The following is a 22,038-nucleotide window of genomic DNA, read 5'->3' as shown; positions in this document are numbered from 1 at the left end:
GCCGTACTCTACCGAGCGCCTCTGAGCGCCGCCCGGGTGCTCACGCGGTCCCGACGCGATCCGAGAACCCGGCACACGAGGTAGATCACGAACGAGATCGTGGTGATGTACGGGCTGACCGGCAGGGTTCCCATCACCGCCAGCAGGATCCCGCCCACCGCCGAGACGAAGCCGAAGACCGCCGCGAGCACGGGAACCGAGAGCGGTCCGTTCGCGATCCGCATCGCCGCCGCCGCCGGGGTGACCAGCAGGGCCATCACCAGCAGCGCGCCGATGATGTGCACGCTGACGGCGACGATGAGTCCGAGCAGGAGCATGAATCCGAGCGAGACCGCGGTCGTGGGTACACCGCGCGCGGCCGCCGACTGCGGGTCGAGGGAGTCGAAGCGCAGGGGTCGCCAGATCAGCAGTATGCCGAGCAGGACGAACGCGCTGATCGCGATCAGCCAGCCGAGCTGCCCGGTCTGCACGGAGACGATCTGCCCGGTCAGGAGGCTGAACCGGTTCGCGCTGCGTCCGTCGTACAGCGAGAGGAACAGGATGCCAAGGCCCAGGCCGAACGGCATGAGCACACCGATGATCGAGTTTCGGTCGCGGGCTCTGGCGCCCAGCACGCCGATGATGGCTGCCGCCAGCACCGACCCGACGATGGATCCGGTCACGACGTCGAAGCCGACCAGCAGCGCGAAGGCCGCGCCGGCGAAGGACAGCTCGCTGATGCCGTGCACGGCGAAGGCCATGTCGCGCTGCATCACGAACACGCCGACCAAGCCCCCGACCAGGCCCAGCACGGCACCGGCGATGACGGAGTTCGACACCAGCACGAGGATCTCGCCGTAGTCGGCGACCCCGCCGAACATCGCATCCCACACGTCTGGCCAGTTCACGAGGCGTCCTCGTGGTGGTGATGATGGGAGGATGCCTCGGCATCCGGCGCTCCGACGACGACCAGTCGGCCTCCGGCCCGCAGCACGAAGACGGGCGCGCCGTAGAGCTCGGTGAGGACCTCGGAGTCGAGCACCTCGTCGGGGGCGCCGAGCGTGAACCGGCCGTTCGCCAGGTAGAGGATGCGGTCGACTCGATCCAGGACGGGGTTGATGTCGTGGGTGACCAGGAGGACCGCGGCACCCTTCTCGCGGCGCTGCCGATCGATCAGTCCGACGACGGCCCGCTGGTTCGCCAGGTCCAGACTGGTCAGCGGCTCATCGCACAGGAGGAGCCTCGGATCATCGGCGAGCGCCTGCCCGACCCGCAGTCGCTGCTGCTCGCCGCCGGAGAGGAGACCCACCGGACGATCGGCGTAGGCGGTCGCCCCCACCTCCGCGAGCAGGCCGTCCACGCGCGCGCGGTCGCCGCGCCGCGGGAACGGCGGGCCGAAACGGTGCCCGTCGATGCCCAGCGCGACGAGGTCGCGTGCGCGGAGGTTCGTGTCGGCCGGGAGTGGCCGCTGCTGCGGGATGTAGCCGATGCGGCGGTTCCCCTTGGCCTGGGTCGGCGAACCCAGGGCCTCGATGCTTCCCTCGCTCAGCCGCTCCAGACCGAGGATGGCGCGCAGGAGCGTCGTCTTGCCCGAGCCGCTCGGACCCAGCACTGCCACGAGCTCTCCGGGCTGGACGCGCAGGTCCAGTCCGCTCCACAGTTCGCGATCGCCGCGCCGCAGCGCCGCCCCTCGGATGTCGAGGGGCGGACGGAGAACGGGCGCGGGTGTCATGGGGCGGGCGTGCCGGCGAGCGCTCCCGTCAGTGCCTCGATGTTCGCCTGCATCCATGACAGATAAGTCTGGCCCTCCGGCAGCGTCTCGGAGAATTCCAGGACCGGGATCGCGAGGCTCCCGGCTTCGTCGAGGACCTGGGTGGTTTCGGCCCCACCGGTCTGGGAGTTGGCGATGACGACGGCGACCTCGCCCGAACGCAGCAGCTTGAGCGCATCCAGCAGGGTGGACGGCGCGACATCCTGCCCCTCTTCCACCGCCTCGGTGAATGCTTCGGGCGTCACGTTCTCCAGCCCGGCGGCCGCGACGAGATACAGCGGGACCGGTTCGGTGAAGAACACCTGCTCGCCGGTGTGGTCCGCGACGATCGCCGCCAGGGAGTCCTCCAACCCCGTGATGCCCTCGCCGAACGCGTCCGCGTTGGCCGTGAACGTGCCCGCCTCGGCGGGCAGGAGCTCGCCGAGCTCGTGCGCGATGTCCTCGGCCAGATGCACGATCGTGTGCGGGTCGTACCAGACGTGCTCGTTGAACCCCTCGACGTGGTCGTGCCCGTCGGCGTCGTGCGCGTGGTCGTGCGCGTCCTCGGCCCCTGCGCTCTCTCCCTCGGTCCCTGACCCTGTCGAAGGGTCGGCATGCCCCTCGTTCTCCGGCCAGTCGTGCGAGAACTCGACGGCGGTCAGCACCGGCGCGCCCGATCCGCTGGACTCGATGAGCGCATCGACGAAGGCGTCGTAGCCGCCGCCGTTCTCGATGATGAGGTCTGCACGCGCAACAGCGAGCTGGTCACGGGCGCTGGGCTCGAACGAGTGCGGATCCTGCGCGGGCGAGGACACGATCGCGGTCACGTCGACGAAGTCCCCGCCGATCTCCTCGGCGATCTGCGCGTACACGTCGGTCGAGGCCACCACGGTGATCCGATCGGATGCCGCGGCAACCGTCCCCGTCGCCTCCGGCGTGCCGGAAGCGCAGCCGGCGAGCGCGAGGGTCGCGCTCATGCCGAGGACGAATGCGGCGAGGGGTGCGTGTCTGTAATGCATGACCACAGCCTATCCGTATTGATAATCGTTCTCAAAACGAAGCGGCGCATCAACCGGGTGCGCGGAGAGACTGCGGGGTGTGCGAGCGCTGACCCGTCAGTCGAGCAGGAGCGCGGGCTCCTCGAGAATCGCGGCGATGTCGGCGATGAACCGCGAGACACCGTCGCCGTCGACCACCCGGTGATCGAAGGACCCGGAAACGGTGGTCACCCAGCGCGGGCGCACCTCGCCGTCGACGACCCAGGGCTTCTGACGGATCGTGCCGAGCGCCACGATGCCGACCTCGCCGGGGTTGATGATCGGCGTGCCGGCGTCCATCCCGAAGACGCCGATGTTGGTGATCGTGATCGTCCCGCCGCTCTGATCCTGGGGTGTCGTCTTGCCCTCGCGGGCGGTCAGCGTCAGCTTCTCGAGCGCGCGGGCGAGGTCGCGCATGCTGAGATCCTGCGCGTCCTTGATATTGGGTACCAGCAGGCCGCGGGGCGTCGCCGCCGCGATGCCGAGGTTGACGTAATGGCGCACCCGGATCTGCGCGCCGCCCCCCTCGGCGTCGTCCACCCACGCGGCGTTGACCATCGGCGTGCGGCGCACCGCCCAGATCACCGCACGGGCCATGATCAGCAGGGGGGAGATCTTGACATCGGCGAAGTCCGGCGATGCCTTGAGCCGCTTGACCAGTTCCATGGTCCGGCTCGCATCGACGTCGGTCCACACCGAGACGTGCGGCGCGGTGTACGCGCTGCTGGTCATCGCGCTCGCGGTCGCCTTGCGGACGCCGCGAACCGGGATCGACTCCTCACGGCCGGCGGCATCCGGCGCAGGCGCGGCGACGGCAGCTGCGACCGGAATCGTCTCCTCGCGGATCGGACTCCACTCCGGCGTCTCGATGTTGCGGAACACGCTCGCCTGCGAGGCCTGCTTCATGACGTCATCGCGCGTGATCTCGCCGGCGGCGCCGGTCGGCGAGATGTCGGTCAGGTCGACGCCGAGATCGCGGGCGAGCTTGCGGATCGGCGGCTTCGCGAGCACGCCGACGGATGCCGCGGGCCGGCGCTCCGCGCTCGGCGAGGGGACCGAGCGGCCGCCGCGTCGACGGGACTGCACGTGGCCCGCGCTGCCGTAGCCCACCAGCACAGCTCCTCCGGGGTCGGCCTCCGGCGCCTCGTGCGGTTCACCGTGCTCGCTCTGACCGGCCGTGGCGGGTGGTGCCGAGGCATCCGCACCGGCGATCGTGATGATCGGGGCACCGACGGCGACGGTGGTGCCTTCGGCGGCCAGGACGTCCCCGACCACGCCGGCGAACGGGGAGGGCAGCTCGACCAGCGACTTGGCCGTCTCGATCTCGACCAGCACGTCGTTGACGGCCACCGGGTCGCCCTGGGCGACGCGCCACGAGACGATCTCGGCCTCGGTGAGGCCTTCGCCGACGTCGGGGAGCAGGAAGGTCTGAGTGCTCATGCGTTTCCTTTCCAGCAGTTCCGGTGTGCGGCGGGTCGAGCCTCCGCCTCAGTAGGCGAGGGTGCGGTCGACTGCCTCGAGGATGCGGTCGGCGTCGGGGAGGAAGGTTCCCTCGAGCTTGGCCGGGGGGAACGGCGCATCGAAGCCCGACACGCGCAGCACCGGTGCCTCGAGGTCGTAGAAGGCCTGCTCCATCACCGTCGCCGCGACCTCGCTGCCGACGCTCGTGAAGCCCGGCGCCTCCTGCGCGTAGACCATGCGACCGGTGCGGCGCACCGAGTCCAGGATCGGACCGTAGTCGATCGGCGAGAGCGAGCGCACGTCGATGACCTCGCAGCTGGTGCCCTCCGACTCCGCGAGCGCCGCCGCCTGCAGCAGCGTCGCCACCATGGCGCCGTGCCCGACCAGGGTGACGTCGGTGCCCCGGCGGACGAGGCGGCTGGCGTGGAGCGGGAGCGCGCGGGCCGAGGCATCCACCTCGCCCTTCTGCCAGTACCTGCTCTTGGGCTCGAGGAAGATCACTGGATCGTTGGAGGAGATCGCATCCTGGATCATCCAGTAGGCATCGTTGGGCGTGGAGGGGCTGACCACCCGCAGGCCGGGGGTGTGGGTGAAGTACACCTCGGGGCTCTCCTGGTGATGCTCCACGGCCCCGATGTGCCCGCCGTACGGGATGCGGATCACGATCGGCATGCTGATGGCGCCCTCGTGCCGGTTCGTGATCTTCGCCAGCTGCGAGGTGATCTGATCGAACGCGGGGAAGACGAAGCCGTCGAACTGGATCTCGATGACCGGCCGGAACCCGCCCATCGCGAGTCCGATCGCCGTGCCGACGATGCCGGACTCCGCCAGCGGGGTGTCGAGCACCCGCTGCTCGCCGAACTCCGCCTGCAGACCCTCGGTCACGCGGAAGACGCCCCCGAGGCGCCCGATGTCCTCGCCCATGAGCATCACGCGGTCGTTCTCGACCATCGCGCGGCGCAGGCCGGCGTTGAGCGCACGACTGAAGGGGAGCGTCTCGATGCTCACGATGCACCCTCCTCGAACGATGCCTCGTATCCGGCCAGCCACGCGCGCTGCTGATCGATGAGCGGATGCGGGTCGCTGTACACATGGTCGAACATCAGGTCGCTGGAGACCGAGCCCAGCGCCACGGTGCGCACGCGCGCGTCATCGGCGACGGCGGCGGCCTCGGCATCCACGTCGCTGAAGAACGCGTCAGATGCGCCGCGGGAGCGCAGGTAGGTGCGCAGCCGCGAGATCGGGTCGCGCCGAGCCCACGACTCCTCCTCGTCGGAGGTGCGGTACTTGGTGGGGTCGTCGCTGGTCGTGTGCGCGCCCATGCGGTACGTCATCGCCTCGATGGCGCGAGGCCCGTCGCCGGCGCGCGCCTCATCCAGTGCCCGGCGGGTGACCGCGTAACTGGCCAGCACGTCGTTCCCGTCGATGCGCACGCTCGGCATCCCGTAGCCCGCGCCGCGACGGTACAGCGGCGAACGCGACTGGGTGGCCACGGGGACCGAGATCGCCCACTGGTTGTTCTGGAGGAAGAACACCTCCGGCGTCCGATAGCTCGCGGCGAACACCATCGCCTCGTGCACGTCGCCCTGGCTGGAGGCCCCGTCGCCGTAGTAGACGATGACGGCCTCGTCGCGCTCCACATCGCCCGTGCCGGACTTGCCGTCGAAGACGAGTCCCATGGCCAGGCCGGTCGCGTGCAGCGTCTGCGAGCCGAGCACCAGCGTGTAGATGTGCGTGTTGCCGTTCTTCGGGTCTGTGGGGTCCCAGCCGCCGTGGGTCAGGCCGCGCATGACCCGGATGATGTCGACCGGGTCCACGCCGCGGATCGTGGCCACGACGTGCTCTCGATACGACGGGAAGAGGTGGTCCTGCGCGCGCGCCGCCCTGGCCGAGCCGACCTGCGCCGCCTCCTGGCCGAAGCTCGGCGGCCAGAGCGCCAGCTGTCCCTGCCGCTGCAGGTTGGTCGCCTGCTGGTCGAACGCGCGGATGACGAACATGTCGCGATAGAAGCCCTGAAGGTCCTCGTCGCGCAGCGAGTCGACGATGTCGAGGTAGGGCTCCGCGGCCGCAGTGGGCGCGAGGGTCCCGTCGGCCGCGAGGACGCGGACGAGCTCTGTGTCATCGGCCGGAGCCTGATCGGAGAGCGAGGTCACCGTTCTACGCTAGCCCGCGCCCCGCATGGCCTTCTGGGAGGTCTTCCACAACGGATGCCGCGATGGCTAGGACCTTCTCGACAGCGTCCTCCTCGCCGATCGAGATCCGGATGCCGTCGCCGGCGAACGGCCGGACGATCAGCCCGGCCTCCTCGAACCTCGCGGCGAGCGCGAGCGTCTCGGCGCCGGTCGGCAGCCACAGGAAGTTGCCCTGCGCGTCGGGCACCTGCCATCCGGCGGCGCGCAGCCCGCTCAGGGCGCGGTCGCGGCGCTCGGCGATCAGGCGCACCCGGTCGAGCAGCTCGTCCTCGACCTCGAGGCTGGCCAGGGCGGCGACCTCGGCCTGCGCGGTGACGGAGAGGGGGATGCTGGTGCTCCGGGCGGCATCGAGGATCCGGGAATGCCCGATCGCATAGCCCACGCGGAGACCCGCGAGACCGTATGCCTTGGAGAAGGTGCGCAGCGCCACGACGTTCGGATGGCCCTCGGTGCCGAGCGTACGCAGACCGTCCACCGCATCCGGATCGGTCACGAATTCGGCGTAGGCCTCATCGAGGATGATCAGGATGTCGGCGGGCACCGCGGCGACGAACTCGTCGAACTCCGCCTGGGTGACGATCGGCCCGGTCGGGTTGTTGGGGCTGCACACGATGATCGCGCGCGTGCGGTCGGTGACGGCCGCCGCCATCGCGGGCAGGTCGTGGCGAAAATCGTCGGTCAGCGGAATCTGCACGGGCGTGGCCCCCGCGATGATGGCGAGCCCCGGGTAGGCCTCGAAGGAACGCCAGGCGAAGATGACCTCGTCGCCCGGGCCCGACGTTGCCAGCACCAGCTGGGTGAGGATGGAGACGCTCCCCGCTCCGATGTGCACGGCGTCGTCCGAGACGCCGAACCGCTCGGCGATGCGCCGACGGAGCCGGCCGGCCGAGGCATCCGGATAGCGATTGAGCGCGGTCGCCGCCTGCACGGCCTCGAGGACGCCGGCGAGGGGCTCGAAGGGGTTCTCGTTGCTGGACAGCTTGAACGCCGTCGCATCGGCCTGCTTGCCCTGCTTGTACGGCGGCAGCGCCGCGATCTCAGGGCGCACTCGAACCGGGATCGTGGAGTCATCGGTCACTCGGCGAGTCTATGACTCGCCCACCTCGGGACACATCGAGACGTCCGTGGCAGACTGACGCGCATGGGCTTCCTCATCCGTGTCGTCGTCAACGCGTTCGCGATCTGGGTCGTCACCCTCATCCCGGCGCTCATGGTGTCGGTGATCCCGTTCCCTCCGGGCGAGACGCTGCAGTTCGTCCTCACACTGCTGATCGTGGCCGCCATCTTCGCGCTGGTGAACACGATCATCGGCACCGTGATCAAGATCCTCGCGTTCCCGCTCTACATCCTCACGCTGGGCCTCATCGGCCTGATCATCAACGCGTTCCTGCTGTGGCTGACCGCGTGGATCACCGGCTTCTGGAACTGGGGCCTGCGCGTCGAGGACTTCTGGTGGGGCGTTGTCGCGGCGATCATCATCTCGCTGATCAACTGGATTTTCGGGATCATCCTGCGTCCGCGGAAGCGCGACTCGCAGCGCTGACCGGTCCGGGAGCGAGCGGTGCGCTGACCGGCATCTCGCGCTGCGCCGCGTACTCGACGACCTCGACGCGCTGCGCGCCCGCCAGCGTGTCGAAGACCGTGCGGACCTCGCGCATGCGCGGATCGGTCGACTCGTCCAGCATCCGCGCCGTCTCCGTGTAGGCGGCGATGCCGTGCGCGGGCATCCGCCAGTCGTGCATGCCGGTCGCGGGGTCGGCGGTGCGCTCGGCGACGAAGCTGCCCGCCGATCCGACCGATCCGGCGGAACCGCCGGCGGCGAGGGCGGCGATCGGGTCGTCCCGATGGCGCAGCGCGACGCTGAGCGTCCGATCGCCGAGGTCCGCTTCGACCGGCGATCCGTAGGTCACGATCGTCTGGGTGTCGTACCCGCCCTCGAGCGCCAGATGGGCGAGGATCATCGCGCCCTGCGAGTGACCGAAGGCGTGCACGACATCGCCCGGCTCGGCGCCCGACTGCGCAAGCGCCTCCAGCGTCGCCTCGTACGAGGCCGACCGCTCGCCCGCGTACAGCTGGACGTTGGAGGTCATGTCGAACGGGTCCTCGCCTCCCGCGCTCGCGGTCTGGGTTCCCGCGACGTACACGGCGAACTGCGTCGTGCCGTCGCGCATCGAGTACTTCTCGACCCGGATTCGTGCATCGCCGCCGCCCGGAATCCGGGAGGCGGCACCGGCGAGCGAGGCCGGCGCGACCGACGCGGGTGAAGCAGCCGCACCGGACAGCGGTTGCGCGGCGCCTTCCACGACGGGAGTCACGGTGACGGTGGGAACAGGCCCGCGAAGCGTCTCGGCGCGCTCGATGGATCCCCGGCCGGCGGCGCCGATGACCCGCTGCATTCCCCAGGCGGTGGGCCCTGCCAGCGCGAAGAACGCCGGGTTCACCCACCAGAGCGCGCCGGGCGCCTGCGCCGACAGTTCGGCGGGCCAGCGCGCCCAGTGCTCGGCGATCGCGGTGTCCGCGGCATCCGCTGCCTCCGGATGCAGCCTCGCCAGCTCGGCCAGTTCACGCTGCAACCGCACCAGCGCCACCACATCCCCGCCACGGGAGGCGACGTCGCGCTCCGCGCGCAGTTCGACGGTCTCGTAGACGGCGGCCGCCTCTTCCAGTTCGGCGGCGATCCGCACTGCTGCCCGCTGGGCATCCATCAGCCGCCGGCGCACCGCCTCGACGGTCTGGCTGACCCACCACGCGATGTGCGAACCGGCGAACAGGAGACTGCCCGCCGAGCCCAGCAGCACGCCGATCTCCGCCAGCTCCGACACGACCTCGCGGAAGCGTCCTGCCGCCGAGCGCAGGGTCTCCGTGTCGACGGCGACGGCTCCGCCGCCTCGGATGTCGATGCCGTCGCTCATACGAACAAGTGCCCCCACGCAAGAAGCTGCATGCGTTCGGACAGCCGCCTCACGTCCTCTCGGGCGGCGGCGGCCAGCGCGGCCAGCGTGCGCATATCGACCTGCCACGTCTCGGCGGCTGTGTGGAAGCGCACCGCAGCCTGCGTGCTCCAGTCGGTGTCATCCGCGAGGCGCACCGCCGTGGGCGCGGCAGCCGAAAGCCGGTCGGCGGCGTCGCCGAGCTGCCGCTCGGCCAGCAGAAGGGTCTCGAGCGCCTGCAGCAGCAGCGGGTCGGCGGGTGCGGTCATGATCCCAGGGTCGACGGCGACCCGGGCCGGCAGCGGCACCTCGGCCCGGTCGGGGGAGCAACGCCCGGGATCCTCGACTGTGCAGGAGAGGACGGAAGGTCGCACAATGGAGCAATGACCGTGCGCGCCGTGGAGCCTTTCCACGTCGTGTTCGTCTGTACCGGGAACATCTGCCGCTCGCCGATGGCCGATGTCGTGTTGCGTTCGTCAGCGGATTCCGCGGGCCTTGGCGCCCGCGTCGCCTCCACGAGCGCCGGGACGGGCGACTGGCACGTCGGCGAGCGAGCCGACCAGCGCACACTGGATGCGCTCGAGCGACGCGGATACGACGGGACGAAGCACCGCGCCCGTCAGTTCACGCAGGCCGACTTCGCGCGCAACGACCTGGTGGTCGCGCTGGATCGCAGTCACGAGCGGATCCTGCGCGGGTGGGCGCACTCCGAGGCCGACGAGGACAAGATCGCGCTGCTGATGTCGTTCGACTCATCCGCCCGCACGCTCGACGTGCCCGACCCGTACTACGCCGGGCCGGGCATGTTCGATGAGGTGCTCGGGATGATCGAGAGCGCCAGCCGCGCGCTCTACCGGCAGATCGAGCCGGCGATCCGCCCGTCGGACTCGCACAGGTAGTCCAGGAAGCGCTTCGGGCCGACCCCGACGGTGTCCGAGACCGTCGTGGAGTTGCCTGCCGCGTCCGTGGCCGTGTACGTGAAGGTGTACAGCGCATTGTTCACGGCGCGCACCGTGAACCGTGTGTCGCTGATCGTCTGCACTGAGGCCCGGGGTGCGCCGGTCGCCGTCGCCGATACGAGTGTCACCGTCACCTCGCCCGAGTCGTCCGCCGCCTGCACGTCGACCTTCACGGTACGCGTCTGCCCGAGTGGCAGCAGGATGTAGGCGGGGTCCGCCTCGACGCGGAGCGTCGGCGCGGTCGTGTCCGGCGGAATGAGGTCCAGGCCCACGACCACCGGATCGTGATCACTGGAGCGGTACGCGTCGGGCGCGTAGAGCGCGTCCTGCGCCGGCAACTTGAACGTCGTGTCGTAGTCGAGGATGCTCGGCTCATCGGCGTTCACGTTCCACACCGCGGCATCCGTCACCTCGCCGACGATCCCCGGACCCGCCAGTGCGTGATCGAGCGAGCCGAGCTGACCGTCGAACACGTAGGTGTACGACGCGGGGTCGGTGACATCGGTGTACCCGGCGGCGTACAGGGCCTGCATCGGGTCCTCCTGGCTGTAGGAGTTGAGGTCGCCGAGCACCAGCTCACGGCCCGCCCCCTGCCCGGTCGGGTCGGTCGCGAGCCAGTCCGCGAGCGCGGACGCCGCCTGCGTCCGCACGCCGTTGCAGTTGCCCTGGCCGTTCGGGTCGACCGGGTCGCCGACCGCGTTGCAGTCGGAGCCCTTGGACTTCAGGTGGTTGACCACGACCGTGAAGGTCGCGCCCGCGGCATCCGTGAAGGACTGCGTCAGACCCGGACGGTTGAAATCGTCCAGCCAGCGGGCGTCCTTGGACTGATCCATCAGCTGGAACGCACCGGCCGGGGTGACCGACGCCGGCTTGTACAGGAGCGCGGTGGTGATCACGTCGGTGCCGATCACACCGGTCTCGACGTAGTCGTACACGTCCGCACCGAGGCGCGTGTTCAGCGCAGTGGTGAGGGCGGCCACCGCGGTGCCGTTGTTCTCGATCTCGATCAGGCCGAAGACGTCGGCGTCGATCTCGGTCAGCGCGGTGACGATCTTCTCCTCCTGGCGCTGGAACTCCTCCGGGTCGTTCGCACCGCGCGCGTCGGGCCCGGTCAGCGTCGTGAAGTAGTTGAGCACGTTGAAGCTGGCGACCTTCAGGTCGCCGTCCACCTCAGGCGCCGGAGTGCGCGGGTTGCCGACCGCGACCTCCGCACCCTGCGTGGGCTGGATCGCCCAGGTGTCGAATCGGTAGTCGAGCACCCCCGTGGTGCCGGTGACCAGGTCGCCGCTGCGGAAGGTGTTCTCCAGCGTGAACGTCGAGCCGTCCGGGTGGATCGCCGGGTCGGGATTCTGGGCGCTGCGCCCGTCGTCGACAGTGATCGTCTCGGCGGCGTTCTTGGCCGCCAGGGCGATCGCTTCGGGCGAGCCGGCGTCGTGAAGACCCGTCGGCTGGTACTGGCGTCCCGCCGTGAGCGTGATCGTGCCGTACCGCGCGAAGTCGAAGGTCTCACCGATGCTCAGCTGCTGCGGCAGCGTCACGTACATGCCCTCGAGCGCCTCGTACTGCTCGGGCGCGATCGGGAGGGTCACCGGTGTGGCCTCGGGGAGTTCGGTTCCGCTCGCGCAGACCTCGACCCCGGTGGGCGTGAGCTGGGTCATGCCGAACGCCTCGCCGACGGTTCCGGCGACACTGACCTGATCGCCGGCGGACACGTCGGTGCCGCCCGGCGCGGAGACGAAGACGGCATCGGATGTCGCGGGGTCGCCGTCGCCGTCATCCTGCACGTAGTAGCCGTCGAAGCCGCCCGTCTGGAAGTCGCCCACGACGGTTCCCTCGACGAGGACCGAGGCGCCAGGCACCGGAGTGGTGGCGCCGGATCCCTGCACGGAGCCGATGGAGACCGGTTCGACATCGCAGTCGGCCTCCGCGGGCGGATCCACCGGCGGGTCGACCGGTGGCTCGAGCGCGCAGACGGCAGCGTGCGCTCCCAGACCGTCGATCGTGTCGACGGCGAACCCGTCCCACTGCGCGGCCACGTCGAACGCGTCGGCGCCGTTCGGGTCGCCGATGCAGACATCGACCTTCCGGCGCACGGTGTTGTCCTGCGTCGAGGTGAGCCCGGTGCCCCACTCGGTTCCGGGGTCCACTCCGAGCTGGCCGAACACGTCGACGGGCGAGCCGGCCTTGGTGAGCACGAGCGTGTCGTCGCCGTTGAACCACGATCCCGCGCTGGTCTGGTCGGCTGCGGCCAGGATCGCCTCGTTGGCGGAGGCCAGCGCGAGCACGTGCACGTCGCCGGCGGCGACCGTGCCGGTGAGGGCGACCGTCGTGCCTGCCGCCGCGTTGCCGTTGAAGTACATCACGACCGAGTACTGGGCGGCGGCGAGGTCGACCGGCGCGGTGGTCGGGTTGTAGATCTCGATCGCCTTGTTGTTCGAGGACCCCTCGATCACCTCGCTGAACAGCAGGTCGCCCTCGGCGGCCGAGGCAGCGGGGGCGGTGAGGCCCGCCAGGAGCAGAGCGGCGGCGGCGAGAGCCGAGACAGCGGTGAGACGGCGCACAGAGGACTCCGATTTCGTGGGGATTCGGACGATCCTGGCCAGGCTATGCGGATCCTGTGACATGGATAACCCCCGCAAGATGAGGGCTTGGTGAGAGACGGGTGAACGGTTCCATCGGGCCGAGAGGGTGCCCCCGGTAGCATTGATGCCCGTGACCTCCGTGCCCCCGCAGCCCTTTCCCGCGCAGCCGCTGAGCCCGCTCGACGGGCGCTACGCCGCCGCCGTCGGCGCGCTCGCCGAGTATCTGTCAGAGGCGGGGCTCAACCGCGCGCGCGTCGAAGTGGAGGTCGAGTGGCTGATCACCCTCACCGACCGGTCGCTGTTCGGCACGTCCCCGCTGTCCGAGGCGGATCAGGAGCGCCTGCGCGCCCTGTACCGCGACTTCGGGCAGGACGAGATCGATTGGCTCTCCGCCAAGGAGGCCGTGACCCGTCATGATGTGAAGGCCGTCGAGTACCTCGTGCGCGATCGCCTCTCGGCGCTCGGACTCGATGCGATCGCCGAGCTCACGCACTTCGCGTGCACGAGCGAGGACATCAATTCCGCCTCGTACGCCCTGACCGTGCAGCGCGCGGTCACCCGCGTGTGGCTGCCCAAGCTGCGAACCGTGATCTCGACGCTGCGCACGATGGCGGATGAGCTCCGGGATGCTGCGATGCTGGCGCGCACCCACGGTCAGCCGGCCACGCCGACGACGATGGGCAAGGAGCTCGCCGTCTTCGCGTACCGCCTGGAGCGCGTGGCGGCCCAGGTCGAGGCATCCGATTTCCTGGCGAAGTTCTCCGGCGCCACCGGCACCTGGTCGGCGCACCTCGCCGCCGATCCGGACGTGGACTGGCCCGCCCTCACGCGCGCGTTCATCGAGGGTCTGGGGATCGGCTTCAATCCGCTGACCACCCAGATCGAGTCGCACGACTGGCAGGTGGAGCTGTACGACCGGATCCGTCACGCCGGCGGCATCCTGCACAACCTCGCCACCGACATCTGGACCTACATCTCGCTCGGCTATTTCTCGCAGATCCCTGTCGCCGGGGCGACCGGGTCATCGACGATGCCGCACAAGATCAATCCCATCCGGTTCGAGAATGCCGAGGCGAACCTCGAGCTGTCCGGCGCACTGCTGGGTTCGCTGTCGCAGACGCTGGTGACCTCGCGCCTGCAGCGCGATCTGACCGACTCCACCACGCAGCGCAACATCGGCGTCGCGCTCGGGCACTCGCTGCTCGCCCTGGACAACCTCACCCGCGGTCTCGGCGAGATCTCGCTGGCGCAGCCGGTGCTCGATGCCGACCTCGACGCGAACTGGGAGGTGCTGGCCGAAGCCATCCAGACCGTCGTGCGCGCCGAGATCGCGGCCGGTCGTTCGCAGATCACCGACCCTTACGCCCTGCTGAAGGATCTCACCCGCGGCCGCCGCGTCGGCGCCCCCGAGCTGGCCGACTTCGTCAACGGCCTGGATATCGGCGATGCCGCGAAGGCGCGCCTGCTGGCCCTGACGCCTGCGACGTACATCGGGCTCGCCGCGCAGCTGGTCGACGAGGCCTAGGTGTACTGACCCGGATCGTTGTTGACGTAGGAGAGACCTCCGGGGTCGAGTTGGAGCTGTCTAGTTCTTCAGCTCGAACGCACGGAGGTCTCTCTTGTCTCACGCTAATGCCCGGCTGACTCCGGCCGGCAGGTTGATCATGGTCCAGCGGATCCAGTCGGGGCGGCCGGTCGCGCATGTCGCCGCGGAGATGGGCGTCTCCCGTACGGCCGCGTGGCGGTGGTGGCGGCGTTTCCGGGACGCCGGCGTGGCCGGGTTGCAGGATCGCTCCAGCGTCGCCCACGCTCATCCGCGGCGGACGGGGTCGTGTCAGGAGACGCGGGTGCGGATCATGCGGGAACTGACCCGCCGCGGCCCGGTCTTCATCGGTGCGCGGCTCGGGATGCACGCGTCCGTGGTCGGGCGGGTGCTGCGCCGCCATCAGGTTCCGCTGCTGCGGGACCTTGACCCGGTCACCGGCACGGTGATCAAAGCCTCACGACGGTCCGCGAACCGGTACGAACATGCTCATCCGGGCTCGCTGATCCATGTTGATGTGAAGAAGCTCGGCCGAATCCCGGACGGCGGTGGATGGCGTGCCCACGGCCGCAGCGAGAAGGTCCGCGGCCGCGGGATCGGCTACGACTACGTGCACGCCGCGATCGATGACCACTCCCGTCTCGCGTACCTCGAGATCCACGCAGACGAACGCGGGACGACGTGCGCGGGCTTCCTGGAACGAGCGATCGCGTTCTACGCCTCGCTCGGCGTCACCGTCGAACGAGTCATCACCGACAACGCGTTCGCGTACCGGAAATCGGTCGCCTTCAGAGACGTGTTCACCGCTCACGGCATCAAACAGAAGTTCATCCGCCCGCACTGCCCCTGGACAAACGGCAAAGTCGAGCGACTGAACCGCACCCTCGCAACCGAATGGGCATACTCCCAACCCTGGAACTCAAACGCCGACCGCGCTGCGGCCTTGCCAGCCTGGCTCGACCACTACAACCTAGACAGAGCCCACCTCGGCATCGGAGGCAAAACGCCCATCGACCGAATCAACAACGGTCGAGGCCAGTACACCTAGGGCGCCGGCTCCTCCGGGGCGGATGCCGCGGCATCCGTACCGTCGCCCCGGCGCAGGACCCTCGCCCCCGCTCCGGCGCGCCAGTTTCCTGCATCCGCGCCTCATTCCTGCATCCGCGCCTCATTCCCGCACCCGCGCCTCATTCCTGCATCCGCGCCTCATTCCCGCACCCGCCGACCCCGCGCGCGCCTGTTTCCTGCATCCGCGCCCGAAGTCTGTGGCGCGGATGCAGGAAACTGCCGCGTGAGTAGGCGGCCGCGTCGGCGGGGCTGCCGCGTGAGTGGGGCTCGCGCGTCAGCGGGGGCTCGCGCGTCAGCGGGGCTACCGCGTGAGTGGGCTCGCGCGTGAGTGGGGCTCGCGCGTCAGTGCAGCTGCCGCGTCAGCAGGGCTCGCGCAGCTCCTGGTCGAGAACCTCTCGCGCGCCGGCTTCGCCAGGTCGCCTGCCGTCAGTGCACAGTGGGGCCGGATGCCGCGGCATCCGGATCATCCGGCTTCGGCGCTGCGATCGATCCGGCCGCGGGCGCCTCCGGCGCAGGCTTCTCCGGAGGCAGAAGCACGGGACGATCGATCTGCTTCTGCACCTGCGCGGGGTCGACCGCGAGCAGCAGCAGCGCCACCACCACCAGCACCACGATGAACGTGACGCCCGCGACGATGAGCGCGAGCGTGAGCGCCTTGGGCTGCTGAGCGGCATCGCGCTGCTGGAAGAAGCCCATCGAGATGAGGGTGACGACACCGGCGAACAGCGCGGCCCCGAAGGCCATGCCCAGCAGCTGGACGGGCTTCATGAGGTCGCGGCGGGTGGGCTTGTCGTCGGTCACGAGGTGCTGCCTTCTTCGTTCACGGCGGTCGTTCCGGCGGCGGCGGTCGCGGTCGCACCGGCGTCCGCGGGCTTGCGCGGCGAGAACCCGGCGATCGCCAGGAAGACGGCGACGATGGCGGCATAGCCGCCGAACACGCCGACGCCGATGATGATGCCGGTCAGCGTGAACGTCTGGTCGACCTGGTCGATGGAGTAGTCCAGGGCCGGGAAGGCCGGGATGAAGATCAGGGCGATGCCGAGGATCACCGTGAGCACCCCGATCACCAGCGCGTCGCGGCTCTCCGACCGCGGCCCCTGCCCGGCGAGCGGGCGCGCGTCGGCGACCCCGGGGACGATCTCGCGGCGCGCGGCCGGGGTGCGGGTTCCCCGCCATCCGACGACCGCTTCGAGCACACCGCTCACCAGCGCCCACGCTCCGACGATCACGAAGAAGCCTGCGACGGTGCGCAGCGGCGCGAGCCCGCCGGCCATTCCCGCCAGGACGCTGATGATGCCGAGGGCCAGCGCGGGCCAGCGCCGGCCGGACGGGTACACGAGCCAGGCCGACACGAGGAAGATCAGGCCGGTCGCGATCGCGAAGCCGCTGAAGACCGAGAGGCCGACCTCGGCCGAATGATCGGACGAGAACGTGATCATGACGGCGGCGAGCGCTGCGAAGGCGGCGCGCGCGAGCTGCACGTGGCGCACCTCGAAGGTGCGGGCTGCGGGGGTTGGAGTCACGACGGTTCCTGAAGCGGAGGGCCTCCCGAGAGCACGGGAAGGATGCCTCCAGTCTACGTCGCGGCCTGACGGGGCCGCGGCGGCGGAGGAGGAGGCACTTCCTTGGCCGCGAGCACGTCGGCGACGGCGATCGTCTCGACCCCGCGTTTGCCGTCGACGACGAGCGTCGCGGAGTCGGCACTGAGGAGCATCCCGAGCGCGTCCGTGGCCTGACCGCTGGGCAGCAGATAGCGCACGACCACCCGCCGACCGGGAGGCGGCAGCGTGATGCGTCTCACCACGAGCCGGCGGCGTAGTCCTTGAGGAACACGCCGTAGACGTCTTCGCCGGCCTCCCCGCGCACGATCGGGTCGTAGACGCGCGCGGCGCCGTCGACGAGGTCGAGGGGCGCGTGGAAGCCCTCCTCGGCGAGGCGCACCTTGGTCGGGTGCGGGCGCTCGTCGGTGATCCAGCCGGTGTCGACGCTCGTCATGAGGATCCCGTCGGTCTCGAACATCTCCTTGGCGCTGGTGCGCGTGAGCATGTTGACCGCCGCCTTGGCCATGTTGGTGTGCGGATGCCCCGGCCCCTTGTATCCGCGACCGAACACGCCCTCCATCGCGCTGACGTTCACCACGTACTTGCGCGGCGCCGAGCTCGCGGCCATCGCGGGGCGCAGCGCCGAGATGAGGATGAACGGAGCGGTCGTGTTGGCCAGCTGCACCTCGAGCATCTCGAGCGGATCGACCTCGCCGACCCGCTGCGTCCAGGAATTCACGTGATCGAGGTCGGGCACGAGGCCGCCGGCGTCGATCGCGGTGCCCGCCGCCAGGCGTTCCAGAGAGCTCGACCCGGCGGCCATCGCCTGCTCGGTGAGCTCGTCGGCGCGCGAGGCCGCGGCGGCGAGGATGGGGTGCGCGGTCACGGAGCGCTCGAGTGCTTGCGGATGCTGGTCGTTGGTGTGCCCGAAGGTGACAAGCTCCGGCATCCGTCCGGTGCCGGGCAGTGGCGCGAGCTCCGCGTCGACGAGCGGCTGGTAGGCACCCGGCGAGCGGCGCACGGTCTGGGTGGCGTTGTTGATCAGGATGTCCAGAGCGCCGGCTGCGGCGACATCCTCGGCCAGGCCGATCACCTGGGCGGGGTCGCGCAGGTCGATGCCGACCACCTTCAGCCGGTCGATCCACTCCGCCGAGTCGGGCAGGCTCGTGAACCGGCGGACCGCGTCGCGGGGGAAGCGCGTGGTGATGGTCGTGTGCGCGCCGTCCCGAAGCAGTCGCAGCGCGATGTACATGCCGATCTTCGCGCGGCCGCCGGTGAGCAGTGCGCGCTTGCCGGACAGGTCGGTGCGGGCATCCCGCTTCCGGTGGCTCATCGCGGCGCAGTCGGGACAGAGTTGATGGTAGAACGCGTCGACCACCGTGTACGGCTGCTTGCAGATGTAGCAGGCGCGGGGCTTCAGCAGCGTCCCCGCCGTGGGCGCAGTGGTGGCGGTGCTGATCGGGATGCCGCGGGTCTCGTCGTCGATGCGATCCGGCGCGCCGGTGGCGGTCGCCGCGACGACGCTCCGGTCGGCTTCGGCGATGGCATCGCGGATCTCGCGGCGGCGGACCTTCTTGACGGCCTTGAACATGGCGGCTGTCGCGCGGCGCACGGCGACGTAGTCGGGGTGATCCTCATCCATCGCCGACATACCGGCGAGGACCCGGAGGGTGACCTCGAGCTCGGTGGGGTCGATGCCGTTCGCGGGTTCGCTGGCGTCGGAGGTCTCGGAGGGCACAGGGAATTCTACGTCTTCGCGCCTGAGCGTTCCGAGACGACGCAGATGGCGGCTGGTAGCGTCCGTGACGGCGATCCGCGTCGTCTCACCGCGCGACGAGGTCGGCCGAGCCCATCACGCGCTCCGGCTCCAGACGGATGACCACGCGCTTCGGGTTCACGCGCGGCGGCCGGTACCGCCGGGCGTACAGCGTCTCGGCGAGCGCGACGGCGTCCGGCTCGCGCTCGATGCTCGCGCGCCCGGCGATGCTGAGCCACTGCGCACCGCCCACCTGCGCGACCGTCGCCCGCGCGTCGCGCTCCACGTTGCGCACCTTCTGGGTGCCGTCGCTCGTGATGATCCGGACCACTCCGTCGTGCAGCGTGAATCCCACGGCCACCGCATGGATCAGTCCCGATCTGGCCATCGTCGACAGCGTCGCGAGGTGGGAGTCGGCCAGGAACCCCAAGCCGGTGTCCGTCACGCGATCGAGCGGGTTCATTCGAGGCCCTTTCCGGATGCCGCGGCACGGCGCGACACTCCGATCACCGTAGCCGCAGAATCCGCCCTGGCCCGAGTCGGTGCTCGGCCGCACACTGGAGGCATGAGCGACGAGTCCCGGCCGTGGGTGCTGCACGTCGACATGGACCAGTTCATCGCCGCCGTCGAGGTGCTGCGGCATCCGGAGCTTGCGGGCGTGCCGCTCATCGTCGGCGGTCGCGGCGATCCGACCGAACGTGCCGTCGTCTCCACGGCTTCCTACGAGGCGCGCGGATTCGGCGTCGGGTCGGGCATGCCGCTGCGCATCGCGGCGCGCAAGGCGCCGACCGCGGTGATCCTGCCGGTCGACGGGCCCGCGTACACCGCCGCGTCCGAGCAGGTCATGGCCACCCTGCGCGACCAGCCGGGAGCGGTCGTGCAGGTGCTGGGCTGGGACGAGGCGTTCGTCGGGGTGTCGACCGATGATCCCGAGGCGTATGCGCGCCGCACCCGGGAGGCGGTGCTCGAGCGCACCGCGCTGCACTGCAGCGTCGGGATCGGCGACACCCTGGTGCGGGCGAAGATCGCCACCGGGTTCGGGAAGCCCAGGGGGATGTTCCGGCTGACCGCGGAGAACTGGTTCGAGGTCATGGGCGAGCGACCCACCGCCGAGCTCTGGGGTGTCGGCAGCAAGATCTCGAAGCGACTGGCCGGTCTCGGCATCCGCACGGTCGCCGAGCTGGCCGTCGCCGACGAGTCGGCCATGGTCGCCGAGTTCGGGCCTCGAATGGGTCTCTGGTACGCCCAGCTCGGCCGCGGCGAGGGCGCCTCGATCGTCGATGACACGCCCTGGGTGGCGCGCGGGCATGCTCGGGAGACGACCTTCCAGCAGGATCTGACCACTCCCGAGCAGATCGACTCCGCCATCCGCGAGCTGGTGTCGCAGGTGCTGAAGGACGTCGCCGCGGAGGGCCGACCGGTCGTGGGTCTGGGACTCAAGGTCCGCTACGCCCCCTTCTTCACCAAGACGTTCACGAAGAAGATCCCCTCGACGTACGACCGCGACATCGTTCTGGGGAAGACGTTCGAGCTCGTGGCGAAGATGGAACCCGATCGCCCGATCCGGCTGCTCGGCGTGCGTGCCGAGATGGCCATGCCCGATGATGCCCGAGGAGGGCACACGCCGACCCGAAGCGGCTGGTGACCGAAGCGACGCACCGGCCGAGCGACGCACGGCCCGAGCGACGCACCGCCCCATCAGCGCATCGATCAGGATCGGAGAAGCGGATGCCTCGCCCCGATGCCTAACCTGGCTTCAACGTCGCCGCAGACGGCGGCCGGAACAGTCGAAGGAGAACATCATGGCCAAGGCCGACGGACTTACCCAGGAGGAGCGCGACGCCGTCAAGGAGCGCGCGAAGGAACTGCGCGAGCAGGAGAAGGCCGGCAAGAATCGTGAGGCCGGCGAGAAGGCGGTCCGTGACGCGATCGCCAAGCTCACCGACGAGGACCAGGTCCTCGCGAACGGCTTCTACGACATCGTCGCCGACGTCGCGCCCGACCTGGTCCCCAAGACCTACTACGGCATGCCCGGCTTCGCCAACGCCGACGGCAAGATCCTCGTGTTCATGCAGCCGGCGTCCAAGTTCAAGACCCGCTACTCCACGATCGGATTCGAGCAGCCTGCGGCGCTGGATGACGGCGACATGTGGGCGACCGCCTTCGCGCTGATCGCGCTGACGCCGCAGACCAAGAAGAAGCTGGCCGACCTGGTCAAGACAGCGGTCTCGTGACGGGTCGGGGCTGACGCGCAGCGGCATCCGGTGTCAAGCGGTGGCATGAGCAGCGCCGACTCGGGCACAGTGGGAGCATGACCGCACTCGCAGTGATCCTGCTCATCATCGGTGTCGTGCTTCTGCTGTTCGGAATCTTCGTCGAGGCGGCGAAGTTCCTCCTGTGGATCGGCATCGTCATCATCGTCATCGCCGTGATCGCCTGGCTGATCCGGTACATCCGCAGGAGTGCATAGACCCCGGAGCTGGACTTCTACAGGCGACTGGCGACCGGGTGGCGCCTGGTGGCACCTTCCTGATGGTCGCCCATCTCCACGAGGCCGCGCCCGGTGCCGGTCACGCGCATCCTGCCGAGGCATCCGTCACCGGCGCCGACATCATCGCCACGTTCGAGGTGACCCAGTGGCGGATCGACACCGCGACCGAGGGCTCGCGCGAGGTGATGACAGCGCACGGGACGCGGGCACTGCGCGACGCCGTGGTGCGCGCGACCCGGTTGCGCTGATCCGGCGGAAGTGCTGCGCGGATCTCCGTCAAGCCGGTTGCCGTCGAGGATCCCCGCTGTCCAGCCTGGGTTTCATGACAGATGAGCAGAAGGCACTCGCGGTGTTCCTCGGTGACTGGTCCGCGGAGGGCACCGCATACGGAAACGACGGTGGGGGCGGGGAGGGATCGCCGTGGCGCAGCATCCACTCGGCACGCTGGCACTCCGGGAACTTCTTCGTCGTGCAGGACGAGCGAGCCAACGGCCCGTTCGACACGTTGAGCTTCCTGGGGTGGGACCCGGATCGAGGCACGTACTTCTCGTGGAGCGTGGAGAACCACGGATTCGCCCGGGAATACCTCGTCGAGCGCGATGGCGACGTCTGGACGTTCACCGGCGATCAGGAGCGCGCGACGATCACGTTCTCCGACCAAGGACGGACCCAGACGCACCACTGGGAGTTCCGCCCTGACGGGCAGTGGGCGCCGCTGTGCGATCGGGTCGCGACCCGAGTCGACTGAC

Annotated in this window: 24 protein-coding genes; 9 read left to right on the top strand and 15 right to left on the bottom strand. The window is 69.8% G+C overall.

The window, feature by feature from the left end; translation table 11 throughout:
* Positions 1-8: 8 nt before the first annotated feature.
* The 7 genes from BLT19_RS02650 to BLT19_RS02620 all read right to left on the bottom strand — a co-directional run bounded on the left by BLT19_RS02650 (position 9) and on the right by BLT19_RS02620 (position 7,497).
* Complete coding sequence (locus tag BLT19_RS02650; RefSeq protein ID WP_091485823.1) at positions 9-887, bottom strand: metal ABC transporter permease; 879 nt, start codon at positions 885-887, stop codon at positions 9-11.
* The gene (locus BLT19_RS02645) at positions 884-1,711 is read right to left on the bottom strand and encodes a metal ABC transporter ATP-binding protein (protein ID WP_091485820.1); all 828 of its coding nucleotides are present in this window, start codon (positions 1,709-1,711) and stop codon (positions 884-886) included. The genes BLT19_RS02650 and BLT19_RS02645 overlap by 4 nt, the downstream gene beginning before the upstream one ends.
* A complete protein-coding gene (locus tag BLT19_RS02640; RefSeq protein ID WP_172825580.1) occupies positions 1,708-2,748 on the bottom strand; it encodes a metal ABC transporter solute-binding protein, Zn/Mn family in 1,041 nt (346 codons plus the stop codon). Before BLT19_RS02640 ends, BLT19_RS02645 begins: the two co-directional genes overlap by 4 nt.
* A gap of 96 nt (positions 2,749-2,844) precedes the next feature.
* The gene (locus BLT19_RS02635) at positions 2,845-4,206 is read right to left on the bottom strand and encodes a dihydrolipoamide acetyltransferase family protein (RefSeq protein WP_091485817.1); all 1,362 of its coding nucleotides are present in this window, start codon (positions 4,204-4,206) and stop codon (positions 2,845-2,847) included.
* 48 nt (positions 4,207-4,254) lie between these two features.
* Entirely contained in the window at positions 4,255-5,238 is a 984-nt protein-coding gene (locus BLT19_RS02630) for an alpha-ketoacid dehydrogenase subunit beta (protein ID WP_172825669.1), read from the bottom strand.
* Positions 5,232-6,380 (bottom strand): thiamine pyrophosphate-dependent dehydrogenase E1 component subunit alpha, encoded by a 1,149-nt coding sequence (locus BLT19_RS02625; protein ID WP_091485810.1) that lies wholly within the window; start codon positions 6,378-6,380, stop codon positions 5,232-5,234. Before BLT19_RS02625 ends, BLT19_RS02630 begins: the two co-directional genes overlap by 7 nt.
* Positions 6,381-6,384: 4 nt before the next feature.
* Entirely contained in the window at positions 6,385-7,497 is a 1,113-nt protein-coding gene (locus BLT19_RS02620; protein ID WP_091485807.1) for a histidinol-phosphate transaminase, read from the bottom strand.
* Between the two features lie 63 nt (positions 7,498-7,560).
* Here BLT19_RS02620 and BLT19_RS02615 point away from each other — a divergent pair, with 63 nt between their 5' ends.
* Positions 7,561-7,962 carry a phage holin family protein gene (locus BLT19_RS02615; protein WP_091485802.1) on the top strand — a complete coding sequence of 134 codons (402 nt, stop codon included), beginning with the start codon at positions 7,561-7,563 and terminating at the stop codon, positions 7,960-7,962.
* Here the strand turns inward: BLT19_RS02615 and BLT19_RS02610 are convergent.
* Together BLT19_RS02610 and BLT19_RS02605 are read right to left on the bottom strand one after the other, a co-directional pair.
* Positions 7,925-9,331 (bottom strand): hypothetical protein, encoded by a 1,407-nt coding sequence (locus BLT19_RS02610; protein ID WP_091485799.1) that lies wholly within the window; start codon positions 9,329-9,331, stop codon positions 7,925-7,927. The genes BLT19_RS02615 and BLT19_RS02610 overlap by 38 nt on opposite strands.
* Positions 9,328-9,618 (bottom strand): hypothetical protein, encoded by a 291-nt coding sequence (locus BLT19_RS02605; RefSeq protein ID WP_157681735.1) that lies wholly within the window; start codon positions 9,616-9,618, stop codon positions 9,328-9,330. Before BLT19_RS02605 ends, BLT19_RS02610 begins: the two co-directional genes overlap by 4 nt.
* A 114-nt stretch (positions 9,619-9,732) precedes the next feature.
* Here BLT19_RS02605 and BLT19_RS02600 point away from each other — a divergent pair, with 114 nt between their 5' ends.
* A complete protein-coding gene (locus BLT19_RS02600; RefSeq protein ID WP_091485790.1) occupies positions 9,733-10,248 on the top strand; it encodes a low molecular weight protein-tyrosine-phosphatase in 516 nt (171 codons plus the stop codon).
* Here the strand turns inward: BLT19_RS02600 and BLT19_RS02595 are convergent.
* On the bottom strand, positions 10,200-12,869 hold the full coding sequence (locus BLT19_RS02595) for an ExeM/NucH family extracellular endonuclease (RefSeq protein WP_231917756.1): 2,670 nt from the start codon (positions 12,867-12,869) through the stop codon (positions 10,200-10,202). The two genes, BLT19_RS02600 and BLT19_RS02595, sit on opposite strands and share 49 nt — an antisense overlap.
* Positions 12,870-13,014: 145 nt before the next feature.
* Here BLT19_RS02595 and purB point away from each other — a divergent pair, with 145 nt between their 5' ends.
* Positions 13,015-14,415, top strand: coding sequence for an adenylosuccinate lyase (gene purB / locus BLT19_RS02590; RefSeq protein ID WP_091485781.1), 1,401 nt, complete (start codon positions 13,015-13,017; stop codon positions 14,413-14,415).
* 94 nt (positions 14,416-14,509) lie between these two features.
* Positions 14,510-15,481: an IS481 family transposase gene (locus tag BLT19_RS02585; RefSeq protein WP_091485777.1), complete on the top strand. Its 972-nt coding sequence runs from the start codon at positions 14,510-14,512 to the stop codon at positions 15,479-15,481.
* Positions 15,482-15,927: 446 nt separating this feature from the next.
* Here the strand turns inward: BLT19_RS02585 and BLT19_RS02580 are convergent, their stop codons facing one another.
* The 5 genes from BLT19_RS02580 to BLT19_RS02560 all read right to left on the bottom strand — a co-directional run bounded on the left by BLT19_RS02580 (position 15,928) and on the right by BLT19_RS02560 (position 19,261).
* Positions 15,928-16,302: an amino acid transporter gene (locus BLT19_RS02580; protein WP_231917754.1), complete on the bottom strand. Its 375-nt coding sequence runs from the start codon at positions 16,300-16,302 to the stop codon at positions 15,928-15,930.
* A complete protein-coding gene (locus tag BLT19_RS02575; RefSeq protein ID WP_091485774.1) occupies positions 16,299-17,024 on the bottom strand; it encodes an acyl-CoA synthetase in 726 nt (241 codons plus the stop codon). The genes BLT19_RS02580 and BLT19_RS02575 overlap by 4 nt, the downstream gene beginning before the upstream one ends.
* 53 nt (positions 17,025-17,077) lie before the next feature.
* Entirely contained in the window at positions 17,078-17,305 is a 228-nt protein-coding gene (locus BLT19_RS02570; protein WP_231917753.1) for a putative acetyltransferase, read from the bottom strand.
* Positions 17,299-18,780: an SDR family NAD(P)-dependent oxidoreductase gene (locus BLT19_RS02565; RefSeq protein WP_091485770.1), complete on the bottom strand. Its 1,482-nt coding sequence runs from the start codon at positions 18,778-18,780 to the stop codon at positions 17,299-17,301. Before BLT19_RS02565 ends, BLT19_RS02570 begins: the two co-directional genes overlap by 7 nt.
* A gap of 85 nt (positions 18,781-18,865) precedes the next feature.
* Positions 18,866-19,261: a TIGR03618 family F420-dependent PPOX class oxidoreductase gene (locus BLT19_RS02560; protein WP_091485767.1), complete on the bottom strand. Its 396-nt coding sequence runs from the start codon at positions 19,259-19,261 to the stop codon at positions 18,866-18,868.
* A gap of 102 nt (positions 19,262-19,363) precedes the next feature.
* Here BLT19_RS02560 and BLT19_RS02555 point away from each other — a divergent pair, with 102 nt between their 5' ends.
* The 5 genes from BLT19_RS02555 to BLT19_RS02540 all read left to right on the top strand — a co-directional run bounded on the left by BLT19_RS02555 (position 19,364) and on the right by BLT19_RS02540 (position 22,037).
* Complete coding sequence (locus BLT19_RS02555; RefSeq protein ID WP_172825579.1) at positions 19,364-20,443, top strand: DNA polymerase IV; 1,080 nt, start codon at positions 19,364-19,366, stop codon at positions 20,441-20,443.
* A 157-nt stretch (positions 20,444-20,600) separates the two neighbouring features.
* The gene (locus BLT19_RS02550; protein WP_091485764.1) at positions 20,601-21,032 is read left to right on the top strand and encodes a hypothetical protein; all 432 of its coding nucleotides are present in this window, start codon (positions 20,601-20,603) and stop codon (positions 21,030-21,032) included.
* 77 nt (positions 21,033-21,109) lie between these two features.
* The gene (locus tag BLT19_RS17745; RefSeq protein ID WP_172825578.1) at positions 21,110-21,268 is read left to right on the top strand and encodes a hypothetical protein; all 159 of its coding nucleotides are present in this window, start codon (positions 21,110-21,112) and stop codon (positions 21,266-21,268) included.
* 62 nt (positions 21,269-21,330) lie between these two features.
* Positions 21,331-21,537 carry a hypothetical protein gene (locus tag BLT19_RS02545; RefSeq protein ID WP_157681734.1) on the top strand — a complete coding sequence of 69 codons (207 nt, stop codon included), beginning with the start codon at positions 21,331-21,333 and terminating at the stop codon, positions 21,535-21,537.
* Between the two features lie 74 nt (positions 21,538-21,611).
* Positions 21,612-22,037: a DUF1579 family protein gene (locus BLT19_RS02540; RefSeq protein WP_091485754.1), complete on the top strand. Its 426-nt coding sequence runs from the start codon at positions 21,612-21,614 to the stop codon at positions 22,035-22,037.
* Position 22,038: the final 1 nt, after the last annotated feature.

The sequence above is a fragment of the Microbacterium pygmaeum genome (assembly GCF_900100885.1).
Classification (GTDB): Bacteria; Actinomycetota; Actinomycetes; order Actinomycetales; family Microbacteriaceae; genus Microbacterium; species Microbacterium pygmaeum.
The sequence above is the reverse complement of the archived record's forward strand: the minus strand, read 5'-3'. Positions and strand labels throughout refer to the sequence as shown.